The 23,091-nt window shown below is 70.1% G+C and carries 16 protein-coding genes and 1 rRNA gene; 4 read left to right on the top strand and 13 right to left on the bottom strand.

Annotated features, from left to right (window positions below; all coding sequences use genetic code 11):
- Positions 1-22: 22 nt before the first annotated feature.
- From ACQUS7_RS05200 to ACQUS7_RS05185, 4 genes are all read right to left on the bottom strand, one after another.
- Positions 23-1,861: an ABC transporter permease gene (locus ACQUS7_RS05200; RefSeq protein WP_435145297.1), complete on the bottom strand. Its 1,839-nt coding sequence runs from the start codon at positions 1,859-1,861 to the stop codon at positions 23-25.
- Positions 1,862-1,925: 64 nt separating this feature from the next.
- Positions 1,926-3,074 carry a thiamine ABC transporter substrate-binding protein gene (locus tag ACQUS7_RS05195; protein WP_435145294.1) on the bottom strand — a complete coding sequence of 383 codons (1,149 nt, stop codon included), beginning with the start codon at positions 3,072-3,074 and terminating at the stop codon, positions 1,926-1,928.
- Between the two features lie 53 nt (positions 3,075-3,127).
- Positions 3,128-3,886 (bottom strand): topoisomerase DNA-binding C4 zinc finger domain-containing protein, encoded by a 759-nt coding sequence (locus tag ACQUS7_RS05190; RefSeq protein ID WP_435145291.1) that lies wholly within the window; start codon positions 3,884-3,886, stop codon positions 3,128-3,130.
- 122 nt (positions 3,887-4,008) lie between these two features.
- A complete protein-coding gene (locus ACQUS7_RS05185) occupies positions 4,009-4,449 on the bottom strand; it encodes a DUF2391 family protein (protein ID WP_435123683.1) in 441 nt (146 codons plus the stop codon).
- Positions 4,450-4,674: 225 nt separating this feature from the next.
- On the opposite strand from ACQUS7_RS05185, the gene ACQUS7_RS05180 reads away from it, so the two are divergent.
- A complete protein-coding gene (locus tag ACQUS7_RS05180; RefSeq protein WP_435145288.1) occupies positions 4,675-5,853 on the top strand; it encodes an aspartate kinase in 1,179 nt (392 codons plus the stop codon).
- A gap of 88 nt (positions 5,854-5,941) precedes the next feature.
- Here the strand turns inward: ACQUS7_RS05180 and ACQUS7_RS05175 are convergent, their stop codons facing one another.
- The 7 genes from ACQUS7_RS05175 to ACQUS7_RS05145 all read right to left on the bottom strand — a co-directional run bounded on the left by ACQUS7_RS05175 (position 5,942) and on the right by ACQUS7_RS05145 (position 17,046).
- Complete coding sequence (locus ACQUS7_RS05175; protein ID WP_435145285.1) at positions 5,942-6,634, bottom strand: metallophosphoesterase family protein; 693 nt, start codon at positions 6,632-6,634, stop codon at positions 5,942-5,944.
- Positions 6,635-6,861: 227 nt separating this feature from the next.
- Positions 6,862-7,464: an IMP cyclohydrolase gene (locus ACQUS7_RS05170; protein ID WP_435123678.1), complete on the bottom strand. Its 603-nt coding sequence runs from the start codon at positions 7,462-7,464 to the stop codon at positions 6,862-6,864.
- Between the two features lie 403 nt (positions 7,465-7,867).
- Positions 7,868-8,365, bottom strand: a complete 498-nt coding sequence (gene cgi121 / locus ACQUS7_RS05165; RefSeq protein WP_435123676.1) for a KEOPS complex subunit Cgi121 — start codon at positions 8,363-8,365, stop codon at positions 7,868-7,870.
- Entirely contained in the window at positions 8,362-10,854 is a 2,493-nt protein-coding gene (locus tag ACQUS7_RS05160) for an ATP-dependent DNA helicase (protein WP_435145282.1), read from the bottom strand. Before ACQUS7_RS05160 ends, cgi121 begins: the two co-directional genes overlap by 4 nt.
- Positions 10,855-11,161: 307 nt before the next feature.
- Complete coding sequence (gene pheT / locus ACQUS7_RS05155) at positions 11,162-13,060, bottom strand: phenylalanine--tRNA ligase subunit beta (RefSeq protein WP_435145279.1); 1,899 nt, start codon at positions 13,058-13,060, stop codon at positions 11,162-11,164.
- Positions 13,060-14,565 carry a phenylalanine--tRNA ligase subunit alpha gene (locus ACQUS7_RS05150; protein ID WP_435145277.1) on the bottom strand — a complete coding sequence of 502 codons (1,506 nt, stop codon included), beginning with the start codon at positions 14,563-14,565 and terminating at the stop codon, positions 13,060-13,062. The genes pheT and ACQUS7_RS05150 overlap by 1 nt, the downstream gene beginning before the upstream one ends.
- A 138-nt stretch (positions 14,566-14,703) precedes the next feature.
- Positions 14,704-17,046 carry a DEAD/DEAH box helicase gene (locus ACQUS7_RS05145; protein ID WP_435145275.1) on the bottom strand — a complete coding sequence of 781 codons (2,343 nt, stop codon included), beginning with the start codon at positions 17,044-17,046 and terminating at the stop codon, positions 14,704-14,706.
- A gap of 471 nt (positions 17,047-17,517) precedes the next feature.
- Between ACQUS7_RS05145 and ACQUS7_RS05140 the strand changes: the two genes are divergently transcribed.
- The gene (locus ACQUS7_RS05140) at positions 17,518-20,187 is read left to right on the top strand and encodes a valine--tRNA ligase (protein WP_435145273.1); all 2,670 of its coding nucleotides are present in this window, start codon (positions 17,518-17,520) and stop codon (positions 20,185-20,187) included.
- A gap of 162 nt (positions 20,188-20,349) precedes the next feature.
- Here ACQUS7_RS05140 and ACQUS7_RS05135 read toward each other — a convergent pair whose 3' ends face one another.
- Together ACQUS7_RS05135 and ACQUS7_RS05130 are read right to left on the bottom strand one after the other, a co-directional pair.
- Positions 20,350-21,405: a quinone-dependent dihydroorotate dehydrogenase gene (locus tag ACQUS7_RS05135; protein WP_435123667.1), complete on the bottom strand. Its 1,056-nt coding sequence runs from the start codon at positions 21,403-21,405 to the stop codon at positions 20,350-20,352.
- A 50-nt stretch (positions 21,406-21,455) separates the two neighbouring features.
- Positions 21,456-21,653, bottom strand: coding sequence for a hypothetical protein (locus ACQUS7_RS05130; protein ID WP_435126046.1), 198 nt, complete (start codon positions 21,651-21,653; stop codon positions 21,456-21,458).
- A 253-nt stretch (positions 21,654-21,906) separates the two neighbouring features.
- Between ACQUS7_RS05130 and ACQUS7_RS05125 the strand changes: the two genes are divergently transcribed.
- Positions 21,907-22,215, top strand: coding sequence for a non-histone chromosomal MC1 family protein (locus ACQUS7_RS05125; RefSeq protein WP_435123665.1), 309 nt, complete (start codon positions 21,907-21,909; stop codon positions 22,213-22,215).
- 693 nt (positions 22,216-22,908) lie between these two features.
- Positions 22,909-23,091: ribosomal RNA gene (locus ACQUS7_RS05120) — 16S ribosomal RNA — on the top strand; the annotation flags it as partial.

The following is a 23,091-nucleotide window of genomic DNA, read 5'->3' as shown; positions in this document are numbered from 1 at the left end:
GGACGACGGACCGCCGAACGTTTCAGAGCGCCCCGCCCCCGCCGCCGCCTCCGCCGTCCCCGTCGCCCCCCAGTCCGCCGCCGACGCGTTCGATGACGAGGAACGACGCGGCGGTGACGACGAGCAGCACCGTCCCCATCGCGGTCGCCGGGCCGAGCCGCCGGCCGATGAACCGCTCGACGGCGACGGGCATCGTGTAGGCGCCGCCGCCCTCCGCGAGCACGACGGTCGCGTCGAACTCGCCGATGCTGATGGCGAACGCGAAGGCGGCGCCGGCGACGACGCCCGGCCAGACGAGCGGCAGTTCGACGTCGACGACCGCGCGGAGCCGCGAGGCGCCGAGTGCGCGCGCGGACTCGACGAGCGACCGGTCGAGCCGGCCGAGCTGCGGCGCGACGTTCCGGACGACGAACGGGTAGGCGGCGACGCCGTGCGCGGCGACGATGGCGACGGGGCCGGCGACTGAGATTCGGTAGCCGAACAGCGTGACGCCGAACACGAGCCCGCGGAGCAGCCCGAGGCCGACGACGATGCCGGACACCGCGAGCGGCGCCATCGACAGCGCGTCGACGGCCCACCGTCCGCGGAACCGCCGGGTCGTCACGACGGCCATCGCGACGCCGGTCGGCAGCGCCACCACCAGCGTCCCGGCGCCGAACAGCAGCGAGTTCTTCACCGCCGGCAGCGGCTTCACCTGGAACTGGCCGCCGGACACCTGCCGCTGCAGCAGGAACCGGTAGGCGTCCAGCGTCACCTGCCCGTCGACGGTGAGGCTGCCGTACACCATGCTGGCGAGCGGCGCGAGGAACACCGCGGCGACGACGACCGCGTAGCCGGCGACGGCGACCCGAACCGCGGTCCGCTTCGGCGTCCACGACGCCGGAAGCAGCGGGCGACGGGGCTGCTTCCGGGCGTTCCGGTGCTGGCTGGTCGTCGCCTGCTCGTACCGCAGATACAGCGCCGTCAGCGTCAGCGACACTCCGGACTCCAGCGTCGCCAGCGCGGCCGCCTCGTGGTAGTCGAGCTGCTGGACCGCGGCGTAGACGAACACCTCGACCGTCGCGTACCGGGCGCCGCCGAGCGCGAGCACGATGGGGAACGAGGCGAACGTGAACACGAACGTCAGCGTCGCCCCCATCAGCACCGCCGGCAGCAGTTGCGGGGCGACCACGTCGCGGAACGCCCGCCGCGGCGACGCGCCGAGCGCCCGCGCGGTCTCGACGGCGGAGGCGTCCACCTGCTCCCACGACGCCGCGACGACGCGGGTGACGAGCGGCGCGTTGTAGAAGGCGTGCGCGACGACGATGGCAGTGAGCGACGGCAGCAGGTTCAGCCGCGGCAGGCCGACCGCCGCGAGCGCCGCGTTCAGCGTCCCGGACGCGCCGAACGTCGCGTAGAAGCCGACGGCGACCATCACCGACGGGAGGATGAACGGGAGGATGGTGAGCGACCGCAGCGTCCGGCGGCCGCGGAACTCGAACCGGGCCAGCACCCACGCGCCCGGCAGTCCGAGCGCCACCGAGGCGACCGTCGACAGCAGCGCCTGCCACGCCGTGAACCCGAACAGGCCGAGCGTCTGCAGCGTCCACAGCGCCGCGAGCGGGTCCGCGAGCATCGTCCCGGCGAGGTAGCCGGCGAAGCCGACGGGGTCGGCGAGCAGCCGGCCGACCCAGCCCAGGTAGAACTCGCTGGTCAGCACCGCCGCGAGCGGCGCCGCCGTGAGCTCGCCGTCCACGACGACGGCGTCGACGAGCACCGTCGCGACCGGGTAGTAGAACAGCGCCACCAGCAGCAGCGCCGTCGCCGCGGCGAGCAACGGCAGCGCCCGGCTGCGGAGTCGACTGCCGAGCCCGCGACTCATCGCCGTGCCTCGCCGGCGGAGGCGACGCAGCCGGCGCAGGCGACACGTCGGGCGGGCGCGCCGGTCAGTTCGAGGCGAACTGTTTCGCCCACTGGTCCGTCCATCGCGTGACGTTCCCTTTCAGCTCCTGGTAGGAGAACTCCACGGGCTCCGGCGGCACCTTCGCGTACTTGCTGTAGTCCTCCGGGAGCGGCGCGTCCGTGATGGCCGGGATGGAGACGTTGCGTTTGGCGATGCCGACCTGGATTTCGGGGCGCAGCACGAACTCCATGAACTTCCGAGCGAGCTCCGGGGCGTCGCTGCTGCGGAACCGCGCCATCCCCTCGGAGCTCCCGTACGCCTGGTCGTTCAAGAACCGAATCTGGTGTTTCTGCATGTTCTGGTCGTACCGGTTCGCGTACACCTGGTCGGTGGAGTACGACGTCACCATCGGCGCTTCGCCGCTGGTGTACGCGGAGTAGCTGTCCGACCAGTTGCCGAGCACCTGCACGCCGTTCTGCTTCAACTGCTCCCAGTAGTCGAGGTAGCCGTCCTCGCCGTACCGCTTGACGGTGTGCAGCATGAACCGCTTCCCGGTGACCGCCGACGTCGGGTTCTGCGTGATGAGGTCGCCTTCGAACGCCGGCTTCGTCAGTTCGTCGAACGTCTCTGGCGCGACGAACTCGCCGCCCTCCTTGGTGGCGTTCCAGACGAGGCTGACGTAGCTCGTGTCGAACGGGACGGCCCGGTCTTTCGGGTCGAACCAGAGGTTGTCCTTGATTCGGCTCGCGCCGTCGAGTTCGGGGTACTCGGTGAACAGCGGCTTCGTGAACTGGCCCGTGCCGCGCTTCTCGTCCGCCCGGATGAGCGCGTTCACGTCCAGGCCGATGTAGACGTCCGCCTCGAAGTCGACGCCCTGCGCGGCGCGTTCGATGTAGTAGTTCAGCTCGTTCTGCGGCGTCTTGTACACGAGCGTCGCGTCGAACTCGTCTTCGAACCGCCGTTTCAGCCACGCGCCGGGGCTAGAACTCGGCGCGTTCGTGAACGCCGGGTACGACGTGACGACGAGCGTGTTCGCCGTCGCGGGCGTCGGCTCGCCGGTGGTGGTTCCGGCACCGCCGGGCGTGTCGCTCGTCGGCGTCTCTGTGTCGACTTTCTGGGCCTGACAGCCGGCGAGCAGCGCGGCGCCCGTCGCGCCCGCCGCCGTCAGGAACTGTCGCCTGCTCCGTGTCATTACTGGGTGGTCGCACTCGATAATATTTAACCTCGGTGATTATCTCCCGGTGGTCACGGGCCGGCGGTGCCGGGCGGGTGGCGCTCGCAGGTGCCGTCGAGACAGCGGACGCCGGACGCCGTCTCGAACAGCGGGAGGCCGCACTCGCAGGTGCCAGCGAACTCGCCGGCCGGAATCGAGAACGCCGTCTTGCAGTCCGGGTAGCCGTCACAGCCGAGAAACAGCCGGCCGCGGTGCCGGCGGACGCGGAGGTCGCGGCCGCAGTCCGGGCAGTCGAACCGGCGGTCGAGCGCGTCGCGGACGGCGTCGTTCAGCGACTCGCAGGCGACGTCGACACACAGTTCGAACACGTCGCCGCGGGCGACCCGCATCGTCGGCAGCCCGCAGTCCGGGCAGGCCTCGTCGGTGACCGTCGCGCCCGCGGGGAGACCGTAGCGGTCGTCACAGCCGAGACAGACGACGTCGCCGCCGGCGCGGACCAGCGCGGCGCCGCAGTCCGGGCAGTCTCCGACCGGCGTTCCGGCGTCCGTCACCGGGAACGCGACGCGTCGCCCGACGTCGTGCGACTGCACGCGGAGCGTCCGCTCGCCGTCGCGGGCGGTCACGGCGAAGCCGTCGTCGTCCGCCTCGACGGTCACCGAGTCGGGCCGCGTGAGCCACGTCACCGGCTGGTAGCCGCCGCGGTCGTGGACCAGGACGGTCTTGTCGGGCTTCACGACCACGACGACGTGGCCGCGCTGGAGGAGGCCGTCGCCGGGCGAGTCGAACCGGGTGGTGCAGTCGCCGGCGAGGACGCGGAGGGTCGCTGGCATGGCGACGATGCCCTCGGCTTCCTATTTGGAGTCTCGGACCGCCGAGCCGTGACGTCGGGCGCTCGGCGTTCAGCATCCGCTTCCGCGTCCGTCGTCCGGCGCCCGGAGTCCGGCGGCCGCCGTCAGAACACGGAGTCGGCGGTGGCGGCGCCGACGACGGAGAACACGGCGCCGACGGAGACGGCCTTCATCGTCACGAGCACCGTCGTCCGGAGCGGCACCGGCGGCTCGACGTGGTTCGGGATGAGCGTCGCCGGCGCGTCGAACGACAGCGCCAGGATGAGCACGGAGAGGTACGAGACGGTGACGAGCGACAGGAACCGAACCGGGACGCCGGCGACCTCCGCTTCCCGGTCGGGGTCGCGGTCGTCGTCGGCTTTGTACAGCGCGCCGTAGCCGATGGCGAACACCAGACACACCGTCGCGGCGGTCTGCAGCCAGCTCATGCTGGCGGCGAGCCCCCACACCTCGTCGGTCACGACGAACGGGCCGGCGAGCAGGAAGCCGCCGACGACCTGCTGGGCGGTGTCCGCGAGCGCGTACCGGCGGCTGCGTCCGACCATACGTCCCAGTCACTCCTCCGACACAAAAGCGATGCGGGCGGCGCCCCGCGCGGCCGACGCCGCGGGGGTCGACCCCGCACCGACGACTCGGGTCCGCGCGGCTGCGGCAATCCTCGGGACGGAGGACAGCGTTAAACGCCGACCCGTGCTACGGGCGGTCATGAACCCTGACGCCGCTTGTCACCGTCGAGTCTGCCGATTCCGCCGCCGAGAGGTGGCGTGCTGATGCGGGTCGTCGCGAAGTTCGGCGGCACGTCGCTCGGGTCGGGCGACCGAATCGACCGCGCCGCCGACACCGTCGCGAAGGCCGTCGAGGAGGGCCACGAGATCGCCGTCGTCGCCTCCGCGATGGGGTCGACGACCGACGACCTGCTCGAGGAGATACAGTTCGAGGTGGAGCCGGACGACCGCGCCGAAATCGTCTCGATGGGCGAACGCACCTCGGTCCGGATGCTGAAGGCGGCGCTGTCGGCCCGCGGCGTCGACGCCGTCTTCCTCGAACCGGGGAGCGACGACTGGCCGGTCATCACGAACGAACACGGCGAGGTCGACGCCGAGGCAACGCGCGAGCGCGCGGAGAAACTCGCCGCGCAGATGGACGGCGTCGTCCCCATCATCACCGGGTTCCTCGCGCAGACGCTCGACGGGAAGGTGACGACGCTCGGACGCGGCGGCTCGGACACGACCGCCGTGATGCTCGGCCGGTTCATGGACGCCGACGAGGTCGTCATCGTCACCGACGTCGAGGGCGTCATGACCGGCGACCCGCACGTCGTCGAGGGCGCCCGGAACGTCGCGCGCATCACGGTCGACGAACTCAGGAACCTCTCGTTCCGCGGCGCCGAAGTCGTCGCGCCGTCGGCGCTCAGCTACAAGGACGAAGACCTCGACGTCCGCGTCGTCCACTACCAGCACGGCGATCTGCTCGCCGGCGGCACCACCATCGAGGGGAGCTTCGAGAACCTCATCGACATGCGGGAGGGGTCGCTCGCCTGCATCACGGTCGCCGGCCGCGCCATCCGGAACCGGCCCGGCATCCTCGCGGACCTCTCGACGGCGCTCCGCGACGCCGACGTCAACATCGACGCGGTCGCCTCCGGCATGGACTCCGTGACGTTCTACGTCGACACGGCGCTCGCCGAGCGCGCCGAGACCGCGCTGCACGACGAGGTCGTCACCGACGAGTCGCTGTCGTCGGTCACCGTCAAAGAGGAGTTCGCGGTCGTTCGCGTCATGGGCGGCGAACTCCCGAACCGTCCCGGCGTCATCTCGGACATCGTCGGCCCCATCGCCGCCGCCGGCATCAACGTCCACGACATCATCACCTCCGCCACCTCCGTCGCCCTCTTCGTCGACTGGGCCGACGCCGAGGACGCGCTCGAAATCGTCCAAGAGGAGTTCTGAGCCGCGGTCGGGCTTCCGCCGCGCCGCTCCGCTCTTCTTCGCTTTTCTCCGCTCCGCTCCTCACTGCTCTTCTCCGCCTCGCCTGCCTCTATTTCCCGTCGAACAGCCGCTCCCCGATTGCTGACGGGAGGCCGGCGTCGTCGACCGCCTCGGCGACCGCGTCGACGTCGTACTCCACGCGGTGTTCCGTCACCGACCGGTCTTCGACGTCGAGGACGGCGTACGCCGCCCGCGGGTCGCGGTCGCGCGGCTGCCCGACGCTCCCGGGGTTCAACACGACGCCCTCCGGGAACGTCTCGTGGCCCTGGACGTGGGTGTGGCCGAGAATCAGCGCGTCCAGCCCGCCCGGGTCGACCGCCAGTTGGTCGGCCGCGGTGTCGACGAGGCCGCCGGTGAACTCCTTCGGGTACGTGTAGCGGTCCGGCTCCGCCGGGTGGCCGTGCGCGACCGCGACACGGTTCCCGCCGACGACGCGGCGGTGCGGCAGGCCGCCGAGCCACTCCACCGCCGCCTCGTCGAGCGTCTCCCGCGCGTACTCGACGCCGGCTCTCGCCATCCCGTTGAACCCCGGCGCCGACCCGGCGACGACGGCGCGGTCGTGGTTCCCGCTCACCGTCGGGACGCCGCGCTCCCGCAGCGCCGCGACGCAGTCGCCCGGCCACGGGCCGTAGCCGACGACGTCGCCGGCGCACACCACGCCGTCCACCGGCGGCATGTCGTCGAGCACCGCCTCCAGCGCGACCCTGTTGCCGTGGACGTCTGAGATGACTCCCAGTTGCACGGGACACCGTACGGCGTCACGCCTGTTACCTCCAGCGACGCCGCTCTCTCGCTCCGCGTTCGCAAAACCGTAGGTGGCGGCTCGGCTCTGCGGACTTCGCCGCCGTGGGTCGAGGCGTCGTTCGGTCGCTTCGCTCGCTTATTCGGTGTTTTACAGCAGTACGTGGCGGCTCGGCCCTGCGGACCTCGCCGCCGTGAGTCGAGGCGTCGTTCGGTCGCTCCGCTCCCTCACTCCGCCTCGCGTTCCCCGTTTTCGACCGCCAGCCCGACGCTGTCGTCGCCGACGTGGACGCCGGCGGCGCAGACGGCGTGTTCGTAGTCGAGGCCGTAGGCGGTGCGGGCGGCCGACACGGCGGTGGTCGGCTCGAAGTCGAACGGCCGCGGCTCGTCCTCCTCGTACGTCGCGACCAGGTGCGGCTCGTCGACCTCGCGGACGAGCAGCGCGTCGCGGCGGACGATGCCGACGTGGGCGGTGTCGTCGTCGACGACGCCGGCGACCCGCGGCGTGTCGTAGTCGTCCTTCTCGTAGTCGAGCGCGTGCAGCGCCTCGACGAGCGCGTCCCGCGCCGGGTAGCCCCGGTCGACCTTCTCGGCGACGGGGTCGACGTGCGAGCCGTTTCCGACGACGGCGGACGGGTCGCGGTCGTCGCCGGCGACGCGGACGCAGTTGTACGACACGTAGGGGTTGTCGGTCGGCTCCGCCTCGGCGGTCGGGCCGACGGTCAGGGTGTCGTCGCCGCGGCGCACGATTTCGCGGTTCGGGAAGCTGCGCGAGGAGACGCGGTAGGCGCCGACTTTCGGGCCGACGACGACGAAACGGCCGAGGTACATACACGATACTGCCCATCGACTCGGCAAATAGGTGGCGGTGTATGCACGGACGAGCGCGGCGGGGGCGGCGGCTGAGACACCCGTGACGGCCGCGGGTCGCCGCCCGAACCGGGTTCGCAACACTCATATGTTCCAACCGACTACGGAGTGATGCTGACGGAGGCGCCGTCGGCGAATGCACGCAGTCCATTGGGGTAGTGGCCAATCCTGTTGCCTTCTGGGGGCAACGACACTGGTTCGAATCCAGTATGGACTATCCTTCCGCTCGTTTCGTGTCGAGACGATTCCCTGCGCAGTCACGCTGTTTCCAGTCGAAATGATGGGGTGTGTCTGACGCGCGTCAGATGGTGGCTCTGTCCGCTCTGCGCGCTCCGGGCGTCCCCGGCCTTCGGGACGCTCCAAACTACTTCCTGACGTCGAGCAGCGCCACTCGCTCGAGGACGACGTCGCCGAGGTCGCCGTCGGTCGCCGCCAGTTCGGTGGCGGTGACGTCGAAGAACTCCCGGACGAGCGCCTCGTCGTAGTCGCCGAGCGCGTCCACGGAGTCGTCGAGGAGGTCGCGGACGCGGTCCTCTGCGGCGGCTTCCGCCTCGTCGCCGCCGTCACAGAGCACGACGACCGGCAGCTCCCCCTCGGCGACGCCGAGGTCGAGCGCCTCGTTTATCTGCCGGCGGCCGGCGGCGTACAGCGTGATTTCGATGCCGCGGTCGCGGGCGACGTTCTCGCCGCGGGTGAACGCCCGGTCGGCCAGTTCGACGGCGCGAGCGAGGTGGTCGCGGCCGACGACGTAGCGCGCGTCGAACGCTTGCACGGTGCAGCCCGCGTCGTCGGCGACGGCGTCGAGGTCGCCGAGGAAGGCGTCGAGGTCGTCGATGACCGCGCGGCCGTCGACGAGCCTCACGAGAAATCACCGAACGTGGCCTGTCCGCCGTCGTCGTCGCCGTTCGCGGCCGCGGTGGTCGCCGCCGACACGGAGGCGTCCTTGGTCACGTCGTCCATCGACGAGTCCGGGCGGCCGACGGCTTCGAGGACGTTCTCGGCGGTCTTCCGGCGGCCGCGGAGCGCCGCGAGCACCACCGACTTGTCGGCGTCGCGGAGGTCGGCGCGGCTCTCGATGCCGGCCTCGAACAGCCGACGGGCGCGCTTCCGGCCGACGCCGCGAACCCCGGCGAGGTCGAGCAGTTCGTCGCGGACGCCGTACTCGACCCGCTTTTTCGCCTCGCGAATCTGGACGCTGACGCCGAGGTCGAGTTCGCCGGCGAGCTGTTCGGCGGCGCCGAGCAGCCACTCCGCGGTCTCCACTTTCCCGCGGATGTCGCCGGGGCCGACGCCGTACCGCTCGGCGATGCGGTCCTCGTCCAGTTCGCTCGCCCAGTCCTCAAGCAGCCGCGCGGTCTTCAGCGCCGCGAGCCAGTCCTCCCACGCGACGTCTTCGAACTCCGAGGGCGCGCCGCCGAGGAACTCCGGTTCGCGCTCGTAGAACTCCTCCTCGTACGTCTCGCGGTCCCCGGATTTCAGGTAGAGCTGGTACATGTCCGGCGTCCGGGCGACGAGGTGGTACAGGCCGAGCGGCGTCAGCTCCGGGTCGGATTCCGCGTCAGGACCGTCGTTGCCGGCGTCGGTCTCGCCGGTACCGTCGGCCTCGCCGGCAGCGTCGTCGCTGTCAGCGTCGCCGGCGGCGTCGAGGAGGTCCGAGCCCGTGACGAACTCGGCGTCTGCGGCGTCGACGTCGTCGGCGTCTGCGGCGTCGGCGTTCTCGTCGGTGCCGGCGGACCGGCGCGTCCGCGTGCTCGTCCGCGTGTCGCCGGTGTCCAGCGCGTCCCGGAGGCCGTCGATGATTTCGGCGGCGCTCATCGGGTCGAGGTAGAGCCGCGAGACGGTGTGGCCGATGCCGGTCGCGGTGACGGTGCCGTCCTCGCGGTCGACGAAGCCGTTCGCGTCGAGGTAGTCGAGGACGCGGTCGGTGACGGATTCGAGCCGCTGGTCGTCGTCGGTCTGGCTCGCGTACAGCGTCCGGCCGAGGAACTCGAGCAGGCCGTCGCGGCTGTTGGCGAAGCCGGAGGCGACGGTGGCGAGCAGGTGGGTGCGGAGCGCCGGCTCGGCGGCGAGCTTCGACCGGACCGGCTCCGGGTCGGCCCAGATGTACCGCTCGAACAGCTCCTCTTGGGTGTCGTGGTCGTTCGCGAGCAGCACGGCTTCGCCGTACGGGTCGAGGCCGGGGCGGCCGGCGCGGCCCATCATCTGCTGGACTTCGAGCGTGTCGAGCGGCTTCATGCCGCCGAACTCGCCGTCGTAGCGCTTCCAGTCGCGGACGACGACGCGGCGCGCGGGCGTGTTGACGCCGGCGGCGAGCGTCGGCGTCGCGCAGATGCACTTGATGAGCCGGTCGCGGAACGCGTCCTCGACGAGGCTGCGGTGTTCGCTCGCCAGCCCGGCGTGGTGGAACGCGGCGCCGTCGACGACGCAGTCGGCCAGGTCGTCGGCCGTGTCGGTGTCCGAGACGTCCCGGATGTCGGCCGCGAGCTCCTCCAGTTCGCGGCGTTCGCCCTGTTCGAGCCGCTTCGCGGTCACGCCCGCGAGCCGCTTCGCGGCGCCCTCGGCGTTCCGGCGGGAGTTCACGAACACCAGCGACGAGCCGCGCTGGCCGTCGACGGTCTCGTCGAGCGCGTCCGCGACCAGCGCCGACGTCGGCTTCTCCCCCGCCTCGACCGGGACTTCGCGCTTGCTCCCGTCGTCGAACGAGACGGCGTTGCCGTAATGCACCCCCATCTTCAGGTCGATGGGGCGCCAGTCGGACTCGACGAGCGTCGCGTCCAGCCACGACGCCACCTCGTCGGCGTTCCCGACGGTCGCCGAGAGCGCGACGACCTGCAGCCCCGCGTTGATGCGGCGGAGCTTCGCGAGCGTCACTTCCAGCGTCGGGCCGCGGTGGCTGTCGTCGACGAGGTGGACCTCGTCGGAGACGACGCAGGTGAGGTCGTCCACCCACGGCGCGCCGTTCCGTATCAGCGAGTCCACCTTCTCGGAGGTCGCGACGATGACGTCCCGGCTGGCCAGCCACTCGCCGTCGGACTGGTAGTTCCCGGTGGAGACGCCGACGTCGACGCCGAACTCCTCCCACCGCTCGAACTCCGCTTTCTTCTCGGAGGCCAGCGCCCGCAGCGGCACGATGTAGAGCGCCTTCCCGCCGCGCTGCACCGCCGACAGCATCGCGAGCTCCGCGATCAGCGTCTTCCCGGACGCCGTCGGGACGGACGCGACGACCGACTCGCCGTCGGCGACGCCGGCCTCCACCGCGGCCGCCTGCGGCGGATAGAACTCCTCGATGCCCTCCCCTTCGAGCGCGTCGGCGACGCCCGGCGGGAGGGTCGAGACGTCGGATGGCTTCATTGCCGTCTCTAGCCCCGTTCGGCGGTTTAAACTGTCGGAGGCACGGTGGAAGTGGTCGCTCCGGCGGCGTCGCCGGCCGGCTCCCGGTGCTGCCGCCGCGGTCGCCGGGGTTGCCGCGTTCCGGCGGCCGCATCGAAGGGGCGTTTCGGGTGCCGATTCCGGCGGCGTCTGAACCCCCTCGCTTCCGGTGGAATCCGAAGCGGAATCCCTCCGGTGTCGTCGGGTTTCGTCGCCACTGGGTGCGCGGCTGTGGGCTGTGGAAGCGCCCCCGCAAAAATCGGGCGTCGGGCGACCGTTCAGTGGCGGCCTATTCGAGCGCGGACACGTCGAACTCGAACGCCGCGACCGGCACTTCGAGGTCGCGCTCCACCAGCACTTCGGGGTGGAGTTCGCCGATGACGCCGACGCGCTCGCCGTCGACGACGACGTCGGCGACGCGGCCCGGGATGAAACTCGGGTGTGCGGTCGCCGGCGTCTCCAGTTCCGCGTCGAAGTCGTCACAGAGCGCCTGGAGCCGCGCCTTCGCGTCCTCGTAGGTCGCGTCGGTGCGGGCGACGACGGCGGCGACGTGCCGGGACTCTGCGACCCGGGTGTTGACGTCGTCGTCGCGGTGCGCGACGAAGCCGACCTCGGCGAGGTCCTGTGGGTACGCCCGGTGGGTGTTGTTCTCCAGCACCTGCGTCAGCGACGGCAGCGCCCACGTCCGGAGCTGCGTGTACTCCTCGCTGTACGGGCTCGTGATTTCCGCGCGCGGCGCCGCCCCGAAGTCGTCGTCGCCCTCCGAGAGCCGCATCCGGTCGTAGTTCTCGGCGGCCGACGTCATGTGGAAGTTCAGCATGTCCTCGAAGCCGAGGCCGACGAGGCTTGTGCGGACGGCGTCTTCGAGCCGGCTGTGTTCGTGTCGGCCGCCGATGGTGCCGATGTCGGGGTACGTCGGCTCCAGTTCGTTGAAGCCGTACGCGCGGCCGACGTCGTCGACGAGGTCGAGCGGGTGGAGGACGTCGACGCGGTACGGCGGAATCGTCACGTCGTACACGGTCTCCTCGCCGAGCGAGTACGTCGCGTCCAGGCCGCTGCGCTCGAACAGGTCGACGACGTCGTCGGCGTCGAGGTCGACGCCGAGCATCGTCTCGATGCGGTCGTGCGAGACGGACTTCTCGTCGGTGTCGAGGTCCGGCCGGACCAGTTCCGCGCCGTACTCGTCGGGCGTCGTGGCGCCGTCGGCGTAGACGACCTCCACCTCCTCGACGGTGCCGCCGCGGGCGGCGAGCGCGTAGCAGATGATGACGCACATCTTGTCGATGGTCCACTGGTCGGTCCCGGTGAGTTCGACGAACAGGTCCCGCGAGTCGGTCGACACCTCGGTGCGCGACCCGTTGATGACCGGCGGGAACGAGAACAGCCCGATTTCGTCGTAGATGGCCGGGTAGCGCTCCAGGTCCTCGACGAGGTCGGCGTACGTCTCGCCGGTCGGGTGGTCCGTCAGGACGTCGCCGGGCGTCATCGCGGCGTCCGAATCGAGCGGCACGAACCGGTCGCCGTCCGGGTCGACGCCGCGGTACGTGATGCTGTTCGCGGACGCCTCCGCCGCGGACCGGCCGTCGCCGACGTCCTCGGGCGCCTCGGAGCCGTCGAGGTCCGCGCCGAGGTCGGCGTCCACGTCCGGTTCGGCGTCGTCGCCGGCGTCGTCGAGGTCGCTGCTCCCGCCGGCGAGGCCGCCGCCGAGGTCGAGGCTGCCGCCGGCGGTGCCGAGCCCGGCGCCTTTCAGCATCGTGAGGTCGTGGATGCCGATGGCGCCCTTCGCGCGCCCCCGCCCCATCGTCGCGTGCAGCTTCTCTTGCAGCTGGATGAGCGAGTCGAGCGCGGACTCGTCGAGGTCGACGCCGCGGACGACGGCGCCCGTCACGTACGGCCGCTCGTCCGGGACGGACTCGTCCACCTCGATGGTCCAGTCCGGGTCGTTCGTGTCGGGGACGTGGACGCCGCGCGCGTCGCCGTACTGGTAGCGCAGCGACCGCGCGACGCCCTCGACGGACAGCCGGTCGAGCCGGTCCGGGCCGAACTCGAACTGGAGTTCGCCCTCGTCCGTGTCGCCCTCGTACTCGAGGCCGAGCGCGAACAGGTCGTCTTTGAACTCGTCGTCGCTCTTTTCGTCGTGGCCGGTCAGTTCGCGTAGCTCGTCCGTGTCGATGTCGACGACTGGCATCAGTAGGTCACCTCTGCGTTCCGCAGGAACTCGAGGTCCGCGAGCGTCCCGTGCAGGTCGCGGATGTCCTCGGCGCCGGTCGTGAGCATCGCGAGCCGTTCGAGCGCGAGCCCCCACGCCATCACGTCGCAGTCGACGCCGAGCGGCGACAGCACCTCCTCCCGGAACAGCCCGGAGTTCCCGATTTCGATCTCCTCGCCCGTCTCCGGGTGTTCGCCGAACAGCTCGAAGCTCGGCTCCGTGTACGGATTGTAGTGCGGCTTGAACCGTATCTCCTCGATGCCGAACTGGCGGTAGAACTCCTCGAACGTCCCCATCAGGTCGCGCACCGACAGGTCCTCGGCCATCACCCAGCCCTCGATCTGGAAGAACTCCAGCAGGTGCGTGGCGTCGAGCGTGTCGTTCCGGTACGCCTTCTCGACGGAGAAGTACCGCTTCGGCGGGTCGACGTCGGCGCCGGCGTACCCGGAGAGGTACCGCATCGACAGCGACGTCGTGTGGCCGCGCAGCGCGACGGCGCGCGCGAAGTCCTCGCTCCACGGCGAGTGGTAGCCGTCGCCGTCGTCGCCGACGCCGTTCCGGTGGGCGTCCTCGACGCGGTCGACGAGGTCGGCGGGGAGGTCGTCGACCGGCGGCACGTCGAGCGCGAACCGGTCCCAGTGCGTCCGCGCCGGGTGGTCCTGCGGCATGAACAGGCAGTCGTTGATCCAGAAGTCCGCGTCGGCGTGCGGCCCCTCCATCTCCTGAAAGCCCATGCCGACGAGGACGTCCTTCACGCGGTCGGCCATGTTCCGCAGGACGTGCGTCCGGCCGCCGTCGACGTCGGGGGCGTCTGCCTCGACGTTGTACTCGGTGAACTCGACGTCCGCCCACTCGCCGGACGTCAGCAGCTCCGGCGTGAGCCGGTCTGCGGTCTCCGCCGTCTCGACGCCCTCCATCAGCGCCGTCACACCCTCGTCGGTCAGCGTCACCGACCGGACGGTGCGCTCGGACAGCTCGACGAGGCCGCGCCGGTCCAGTTCGTCGAGCACGTCGCCGTCGGCCACGTCGTCGCCGGCGGCGAGCGCCGCGAGCGCGGCGGCCTCTTCGTCCTCGCCGGGTGCGGCGTCCGGGTCGGCGCTGAGTTCGCCGCTGTCCATGCTGCCGTACCCCTTCCGCGCGAAGTTCGACAGCGCGATGTCGACGGCCGGGCCGTCGAGGTCGGCGGCGCCGATGACCTCGCCCATCGACACCGGGTCCTCGTCGGCGCCGGCGTCGACGGCGGCGCGGTACAGCCGAATCTCCGGCAGCCCCGCCTCGGCGTACCGCCGGCCCTCCTCGGTGAGTTCGGCGGACTCCTCGACGGACTCCGTCACCGCGACGAGGCCGTCGTCGCGGAGGTCGAAGGCGGCGCGGGTGACGGTCGCCGGCTTCAGGTCCGTCTCGTCTGCGAGCTGTTCGACGGTCTTTGCGTCGGTCGCGCTCGCTGCCTCCAGCAGCGCGACCTGGGCGTGTGGACGTCGCATTTCGTTGGGTGAGTGTGCGGCGTGTCGTCGGTTAGTCGTTCCGACCTCGCACGGCCGGCTCGGCGTCCGCGACGCCGTCCCGGTCGAGCGGTTTCGCCGGGACGGCCCGGGGAACCAGCCCCGTTCGCCGTGCCGCGGTCAGTCGATGGAGACGGTTCGGGCGTCGGTCTCGGGGAGCAGCGGGAGTTCGGGGTAGACGACCTCGACCTCGTAGCGCATCTCCGATTCGCCGGCCGCGCCGAACACGCCGACCGGGACCGTGGTCTCGTCGGAGAAGTACAGCGTCTTCTCGTGCATCTCGACGCCGTTCGCGGTGACGCGAATCCCGGCGCGGGCGCCGCCGCCGCGGTTCCGCACCGTCAACTCCCGGACGTCGTTCTCGCCGACACCGATGCTGTCCGGGAAGTCCGCCCACTCGACTTCGGCGCGCGGAAGCCGCTTCGCCTGCTTCAGGACGCGCTCGGCGACGCCCTCCGAGAGCCCCGCCGCGGCGAGTTCGGACGCACCGCCGGCGACGAGGGCAGCGGGCGACGTCAGGCCGCCGGCGGCGAGGTTCTCGGCGCGGCTCGACCCGATGCCGTCGACGGCGGTGAGCCCCGCCGCCTCCGCCGGGACGCCGTGTTCGACGCGGGCCTCGACGCGCCGCGCGAGGTTCGCCGCGCGGGCGCCCGCGAAGTCGTCGAGGAACTCCCGGAGCGCCGCGAGCAGCCGCAGCGCGTTCTGCCGAATCACCCACGCGTCCGACCGGAGGTCCGACGGCGTCTTCCCGCGGACGGCGGCGCGCAGGATGGCGTACACCTTCCGGTGGCCGTCCTCCAGGTCGGTCGACGTGTCCGAGAGGACGCGGTCGACGGCGTCGGTCTCGGAGGCGCGCGCGGACACGGAGTCGAACTCGGCGGCCGCCGCGACGGTCCGCAGAACCCCGGCCTCGTCGACGTCGTCGCGGTCGGCGAGCCGCTTGAACCGCTCTGCGGTTTCGAGCCGCAGGTAGTACTTCGAGGTGAGCCGGCCGAGCGTCGTCGCCTCGACGCCGAGGGAGTCGTCGGTCTCCACGAACCCCTTGTCGACCAGCGAGTTCAGGGTGTCGCGGACGCGGTCGCGGATGCCCTCGAAGTCGTACTCGTCCGGCTTCGACTTCGCGCGGACGTAGTAGAACGTCGTCTCCAGCCAGTCCATCACGTCGTCGAGGCCGGTGATGGTGCCGAGCGCGATTTCGGCGTTCAGGTGCGACTCGACTTCGGCGGCGAGCCGCGACTCGATCTCCTTGCCGTCTCGGAGCAGCGCGCGGTACTTGTCGGCGTCCGAGCGGTCACAGACGACCCAGCCGTAGCCGACGTCGTCGTAGCCGGGGCGGCCGGCGCGGCCGAGCATCTGCAGGACGTCCAGCGGGCTGATGTCGACGTCGCCCTCCAGCGGGTCGTGGTGTTTCGTGTCGCGGATGACGACGCAGCGCGCCGGGAGGTTCACGCCCCACGCGAGCGTCGACGTGGAGAACAGCAGCTGAATCTTCCCCTCCTTGAACCACGCTTCGACCTTGTCGCGGTCGAACTTCGACAGGCCGGCGTGGTGGAACGCGACGCCGTCCGGGACGGAGTGGCGCAGCGTCTCGTTGTTCAGCTCCTTCGCCTCGGTGTGGAAGTCGTAGTCGCCGCGGGCGCCCATCGGGACGTCGCGCTCGGCGAGTTCGTCCCGGGCCTTCTTCGCCGCCATCACGGTGTCCTGCCGCGAGGAGACGAACACGAGCGACTGGCCGTCCTCGCGGATGTGCGGCTCGGCGAGGTCGAGCGCGCGGTACAGCCGGCGGTACTTGTCCGCGAACCCGTTTTCGCCGTGCGTGTACGTCTTCACGCCGGTTTCGAGGTCGACCGGGCGGTACTCGTCGCCGAACTGGAACGTCGTCTCCGGCGGCGCGTCGAGCCACTCGGCGACGTCGCCGACGTTCGGCATCGTCGCCGAGAGCGCGACGACGCGCGGGTCGCAGATGCGGCGGAGCCGCGAAATCGTGACTTCGAGGACGGCGCCGCGCTTCTCGGAGTCGAGCAGGTGGACCTCGTCGATGACACAGCAGTCGACGTCGGCGATGAAGCCGTAGCGGGCGGACTCGTGTTTCCGAGTGGCGGAGTCGGCCTTCTCCGGCGTCATCACGAGGATGTCGGCGCGCTCGGCGCGCCGCGGATTCAGGTCGCGTTCGCCGGTGACGACGTACACCGAGTAGCCCAGCTCCTCGAACCGCTCCCACTCGGACTCCTTCTCGTTGGTGAGCGCGCGCATCGGCGCGACGAACAGCGCGGTGCCGTCCTCGCGCAGCGTCTCGCAGATGGCGAGCTCCGCGAGCGCCGTCTTCCCGGAGGCGGTCGGCGCGGCCGCGACGATGTTGTCGTCGCGCTCCAGAATCGCCGGCAGCGCCTCGCGCTGCATCCGGTTGAACTCCTCGAACCCGAACGCGTCGGCGAACTCTGGGACTGCGTCTGCGACTTTCATCTGTTGAGTGTAGGGCAGGTGGCGGGGCCGCGGCGGCGACGCGGCCCGCGCCGGTAGCTACGAGTACGTCGGGACGCTTTCGCGGATAGGTGTTTCCTTCTCGGCGTTCCGCGCCGGCGGCGGCCGGCGCCGCGCCGCCGCCGCGTCCACGGTGCGGTCGCGGCTGTCACGGCTCCGGGAACGGTTCAGCGACCGGCCTCACCCTCCCCAGCCGACGCCGGCGCGGCCTCGCTGTCGCTCGGCCGTGCCGCCGCCCCTCGCGCGCTCCCGGCCGCGACGTAGCGCGGCCGCCACGCGCCGGAGACAAGAACAGTTCACCGTCGCTCATCTCCGCCGCTCGGGGGTCGTCGCTGAACTTCCTCGTCTACGGCTCCGCGGTGCGTCCCGAGAACGGTCCCGTGAGCGGTCGTGGCAGGCGTCCCGGGACAATCGAGTCGTTTAACAGGCGTTCCGGGGTAGTGACGGACGGAAATGCCCAGCGGAGACTACGACCCCGAGGCCGCCGAGTCGAAGTGGCAGCGCCGGTGGGTCGAGGCGGACACGTACGCCTACGACGAGGAGGCCGCGACCGACCCCAACACCGTCTTCTCCATCGACACGCCGCCGCCCACCGTCTCCGGGAGTCTCCACATGGGCCACCTGTACGGGTTCACGCTGCAGGACATCGTCGCCCGGTTCCACCGGATGCACGACGACACCGTCTACTTCCCGTTCGGGTTCGACGACAACGGCATCGCCTCCGAGCGGCTCACGGAGGAGGAACTCGGGATTCGCCACCAGGACTTCGAGCGCCGGGAGTTCCAGGCGAAGTGCCGGGACGTCTGCGCCGACTACGAGTCGCAGTTCACCGAGAACGTCCAGGGGCTCGGCATCTCGGTCGACTGGGACCAGACGTACCAGACCATCGAGCCGCGCGTCCAGCGCATCTCCCAGCTGTCGTTCCTCGACCTGTACGAGCAGGGCCGCGAGTACCGCGAGAAGGCGCCGGCCATCTGGTGTCCGGAGTGCGAAACCGCGATTTCGCAGGTGGAGACCGAAGACGACGAGCAGGACAGCCACTTCCACGACATCGCCTTCGACGTCGCCGGCGAGGACGAGCAGTTCACGATTTCGACGACGCGACCCGAACTGCTGCCGGCGTGCGTCGCCGTCTTCGTCCACCCGGACGACGACGACAACCAGCACCTCGTCGGCGCGGAGGCGGAGGTGCCGCTGTTCGGCCAGACCGTCCCGGTCATCGCCGACGACCGCGTCGACATGGACACCGGCTCCGGCATCGTGATGTGCTGTACGTTCGGCGACCAGAACGACATCGAGTGGTACCAGGCGCACGACCTGGACCTCCGCGTCGCCATCGACGAGTCAGGCCACATGACCGACGTCGCCGGCGCCTACGAGGGGCTGCACTCCTCGGAGGCGCGGGAAGCCATCGTCTCCGACCTCGACGACGAAGGGTACCTGCTCGACCGCTGGGCCATCACGCACACCGTCAACGTCCACGAGCGCTGTGGCGTCAGCGTCGAGTTCCTCGTCACCGAGCAGTGGTACATCCGGATGCTCGACCGCGCCGACGAGTACCTGCAGGCCGGCCGCGAGATGGACTGGTTCCCCGAGAAGATGTTCACGCGGTACGAACACTGGATCGAGGGGCTGCAGTGGGACTGGCTCATCTCCCGGCAGCGCTCCTCGGGCATCCCGTTCCCGGTGTGGTACTGCGACGACTGCGACGAGGTCGTCGTCGCCGACAAGGAAGACCTGCCGGTCGACCCGCTGTCGGACGACCCGCCGGTGGACGCCTGCCCCGCCTGCGGCCACGACGAGTTCGAACCGGAGAGCGACGTGCTCGACACGTGGGCGACGTCCAGCCTGACGCCGCTCGTCAACGCCGGCTGGGACTGGGACGCCGACGCGGAGGAGTTCACCATGGAGCGCCCGGAGCTGTTCCCGTTCGACCTGCGGCCGCAGGGCCACGACATCATCAGCTTCTGGCTGTTCCACACCGTCGTCAAGTGCTACGAGCACACCGGCGAGGTGCCGTTCGACTCCGTGATGATCAACGGGATGGTGCTCGACGAGAACCGCGAGAAGATGAGCAAGTCCGTCGGGAACGTCGTCGCCCCCGAGGAGGTGCTCGCGCAGTTCCCCGTCGACGCCGCCCGGTACTGGGCCGCCGGCTCCGCCGTCGGCGACGACCTGCCGTACAACGAGAAGGGGCTGCGCGCCGGCGAGAAGCTGCTGCAGAAGCTCTGGAACGCCTCGAAGCTCGTCGACTCGCTCACCCCCGACGACGACCCGGACGTCGCCCACGACGACCTCCGCGAACTCGACCGCTGGCTGCTCGCCGAACTCGACGACCTCACCGAGACGCTCACCGACCAGCTCGAACAGCGCGAGTTCTCGAAGGCCCGCGACGGCCTCCGCGGCTTCTTCTGGCACACCTTCTGTGACGACTACCTCGAAGTCGCGAAGACCCGGGTCCGCGAGGCCGACGACGACGACCCGGCCGCGCAGTACGCGCTCCGCGTCGCCCACCGGCGCTTCCTGAAGCTGTTCGCGCCGTTCCTCGCGCACGTCACCGAGGAACTGTGGCACGACATGTACGCCGACGCCGCGGCCGACCCCGACGCCGCGGACGCCGCCGGCGACGACGCGGTCGACTCGGTCCACCTGCAGGACTGGCCGGCGCCGCTCGGCGTCGACGCCGACCACGCCGCCGGCCGCACCGCCACCGCCGTCATCGGCGCGCTCCGCCGGTACAAGAGCGAACGCCAGCTCCCGCTGAACGCCGAACTCGACCGCGTCGAAGTGTACGGCGAAGGCGACGTCGAGGCGTTCGCCGACGACATCCGCGGCGTCATGAACGTCGACGACCTCGACGTGCTCGCCGCCGAACCCGAAATCGAGTCGGTCGTCACCGGCATCGACCTCGACTACGCCGAGGTCGGCCCGAAGTACGGCGAGAAGGTCGGCGACATCGACGCCGGCATCGACGCCGGCGACTACACCATCGAGGACGGCGAACTCCACGTCGCCGGCGAGACGCTCGACGAGTCGCTGTTCGACGTGGAACGCGAACGCCGCTACACCGGCGACGGCGAACTGCTCGAACCCGAGGACGCCGTCGTCATCGTCCACGACTGACCCGCCGGCACAGTCACCGCCGCTCTCACCGCCGGCCTCATCACCGCCTCCCTCGTCATCTTCACCGCCCACGCCGCCGGACGCGCCGCTCCCGGATTCGGTGCGCCTGACCGCGTCGCCGCGACTGGTTCTCCTTTCGGCGCCCGCCGCTCGCCGGTTCGATTACAGGTCCGCGCCGACCGCGTCCGCGACGGAGTCGAAGCCGTCGCGCTCCAGTACGTCGAGCAGCCCCTCGTTGATGTCGCGTGCGAGGCTCGGCCCCTCGTAGACGAGGCCGGTGTACAGTTGGACGAGGCTCGCGCCGGCGCGGATCTTCCGGTAGGCGCCCTCGGCGTCCGAGACGCCGCCGACGCCGACGACCGGGACGTCCGTCCGCTCGGCGATGAACCGGATCTGGTCGGTGGCGCGCTCCTCTATCGGCTTCCCGGAGAGGCCGCCCCGCTCGGCGGCGTTCGGGCTCCGCAGCGACGCGGGGCGGTCCGTGGTCGTGTTCGTCGCGATGACGCCGTCGAGGCCGAGGTCGTCGACGACCGACAGCGCCTCCTCGACGGCGGGGTCGGGGAGGTCGGGCGACAGTTTCACGAGCAGCGGCGACGCGCCGGCGTCGACGAGCGCCCCCAGGATGGACTCGAGGGCGTCGCGGTTCTGCAGCGACCTGAGGCCGGGCGTGTTCGGCGAGGAGACGTTGACGGCGACGTAGTCCGCGTGGGCGCCCACGCGCTCGTACGTGTAGAGATAATCCTCCGCGGCCTCCGCCAGCGGCGTCGACTTCGACTTGCCGACGTTGACGCCGACCGGGACGTCCGGGTCCGGGACGGCTTCGAGTCGCTCGCCGACCGCGTCGGCGCCGTCGTTGTTGAACCCCATCCGGTTCACGAGCGCTTCGTCCTCGCGAAGCCGGAACATGCGCGGGCGACGGTTCCCGGGCTGCCGCTCCGCGGTGACGCCGCCGACCTCGACGTGGCCGAACCCGAGCGAGGCGAGGAACCGCGGGACGTGAGCGTTCTTGTCGAATCCGGCGGCGACGCCGACCGGCGTCGGGAACTGCAGTCCGAACGCCTCGGTGCGGAGCCGCGGGTCGTCGACGGCGTAGCGGTCACGCACGAGCGACTCGACGGGTGTTCCCTGAACGGCGCGCATCAGCCGGTGGGTCGCCCCGTGGGCGGTCTCCGGCGGCAGCGCGAACAGCGCGGGCTTGGCGAGGTCGTACGCCCTCATCGAGTAGCGCCTCGGCTCGCGGGTGCTTGAACGCAGGGGGTACGGACCGATTAGAAGTCGTGTTCGACGTCGTCGGCGTCGGCTTTCTGGATGATTATCTTGCCGTCACGGACCCTGACGAACACCTCGTCGCCGATGTCCATGCCGGCCACTTCCAGCTCGTCCTCGTGGAGGTTCACGTGTACGTTGTGGTACTCGCCGTTCTCGTCCTTGGCGCCACTCGGACTGAGCGTCTTTTTCCGGACCATCGCCTTGTGGTACCCGGTGATTCGCCGCACGGGATACATAAGTGTTGGTTTACCCCCTTGCGGTCGGCAAATCCGGCGCGCGCGAGCAGTACCGCGGGCCGTGAGCCGACGCGCGCCCGGTTTCGCCCGGGTCTGTAGCGAGAAACCGGCGGAACCAGCCGCTATCATACAAAAGTCTTTCTTCGAGTAGGGGTCACTTCCCCGATACGTTTATCATACCGTGTGTGCTGCCGTCACACGGAGGCGAAAAACCATGGTACGTGAAGACGGTAAGCGAAACTTCGCGCTGCGCGAATCGGACGGAACCGAGGAGAGCGTCTACTCCGGAAACACTCCCCGACAGGCCGCACTGAAAGCGGCCCGTCGGCTGGAACCAGCCAGCTCGGAGGACGCGGCCGACCGCGTCGAGCTCCGTCTTCGTGAGAAGGGGACCGACAAGGTCCACATCTACGAAGGCTGGTCGTGGCGCGAAGAGGCGCCCGACAACAAGCCCGACTGGATGCCCGACGAGATCACCGAAGCGAACGTCTCGAAGCAGGGCATCGAGCACCTCGAGAGCTGACGCCGGAGTTCTGGACGTTCTTTGCGCCGCCACGCCGAGAGCGACTGCGTTCTTCTGACGGAGCCGCCCACGCGTGTCTCCATGTAATCGTATGCGTATCCACGCGAAGACCAGGATGCGTCCAGCCGGTGTCGGTCCCTATCGTTCGACTGTGCCCGTGAGTCACGTCCCCGTGAAACCGCATGACTGGGAGCGGTTGAAACGACGGCCTTTTATGCTGCCCTGCCATCCGAACGAATGCGAAGGTCGCCCGGGCCGAACCCGGGTGACACGGCACGCCCCTCTGGGGCGATGTCGCAAATTCACGCCGACGCTTATCACACGGACAGGCAGTCGGGTCCGGACGAAACCGGCAGACCCAATCCGGGTCTCGCCGGGTCCGTTCCGACGACCTTAAGTGTGAACGGCGATTCGGTTGGAATGCGAAAGACACCGTGCGAATTCCGTCCGGTTCACATCCGGTCGAGTTCGCCGACGTTCGACCCACTCCGAAGGGTTTATGCCCTTGCCAGGAGTTGGTTGAAATCCGCAAGAAATGAGGATTCCGCCCCTGCGGTCCGCCGCAAGACGGTATCTGATGTTAGCCTCGATAGTTCGGTGACACCTGGTTGGTGTCACTGAGCTCGGACCACGCAATAGGTGATCACGTCTTTGACGTGATTCCCGCCACCCCCTGTCCGTCAGGACAGGAACATTCCGGTTGATCCTGCCGGAGGTCATTGCTATCGGGGTCCGATTTAGCCATGCTAGTTGTACGAGTTTAGACTCGTAGCGGAAAGCTCCGTAACACGTGGCCAAACTACCCTACGGATCGAGATAACCTCGGGAAACTGAGGCTAATCTCGAATACCGCTCCCACGCTGGAACGCCGGGAGC

Source organism: Halobaculum sp. P14, assembly GCF_051195155.1.
In the GTDB taxonomy this organism is placed as follows: Archaea; Halobacteriota; Halobacteria; order Halobacteriales; family Haloferacaceae; genus JBNTKA01.
This window is presented reverse-complemented; position numbering and strand designations above follow the sequence as displayed.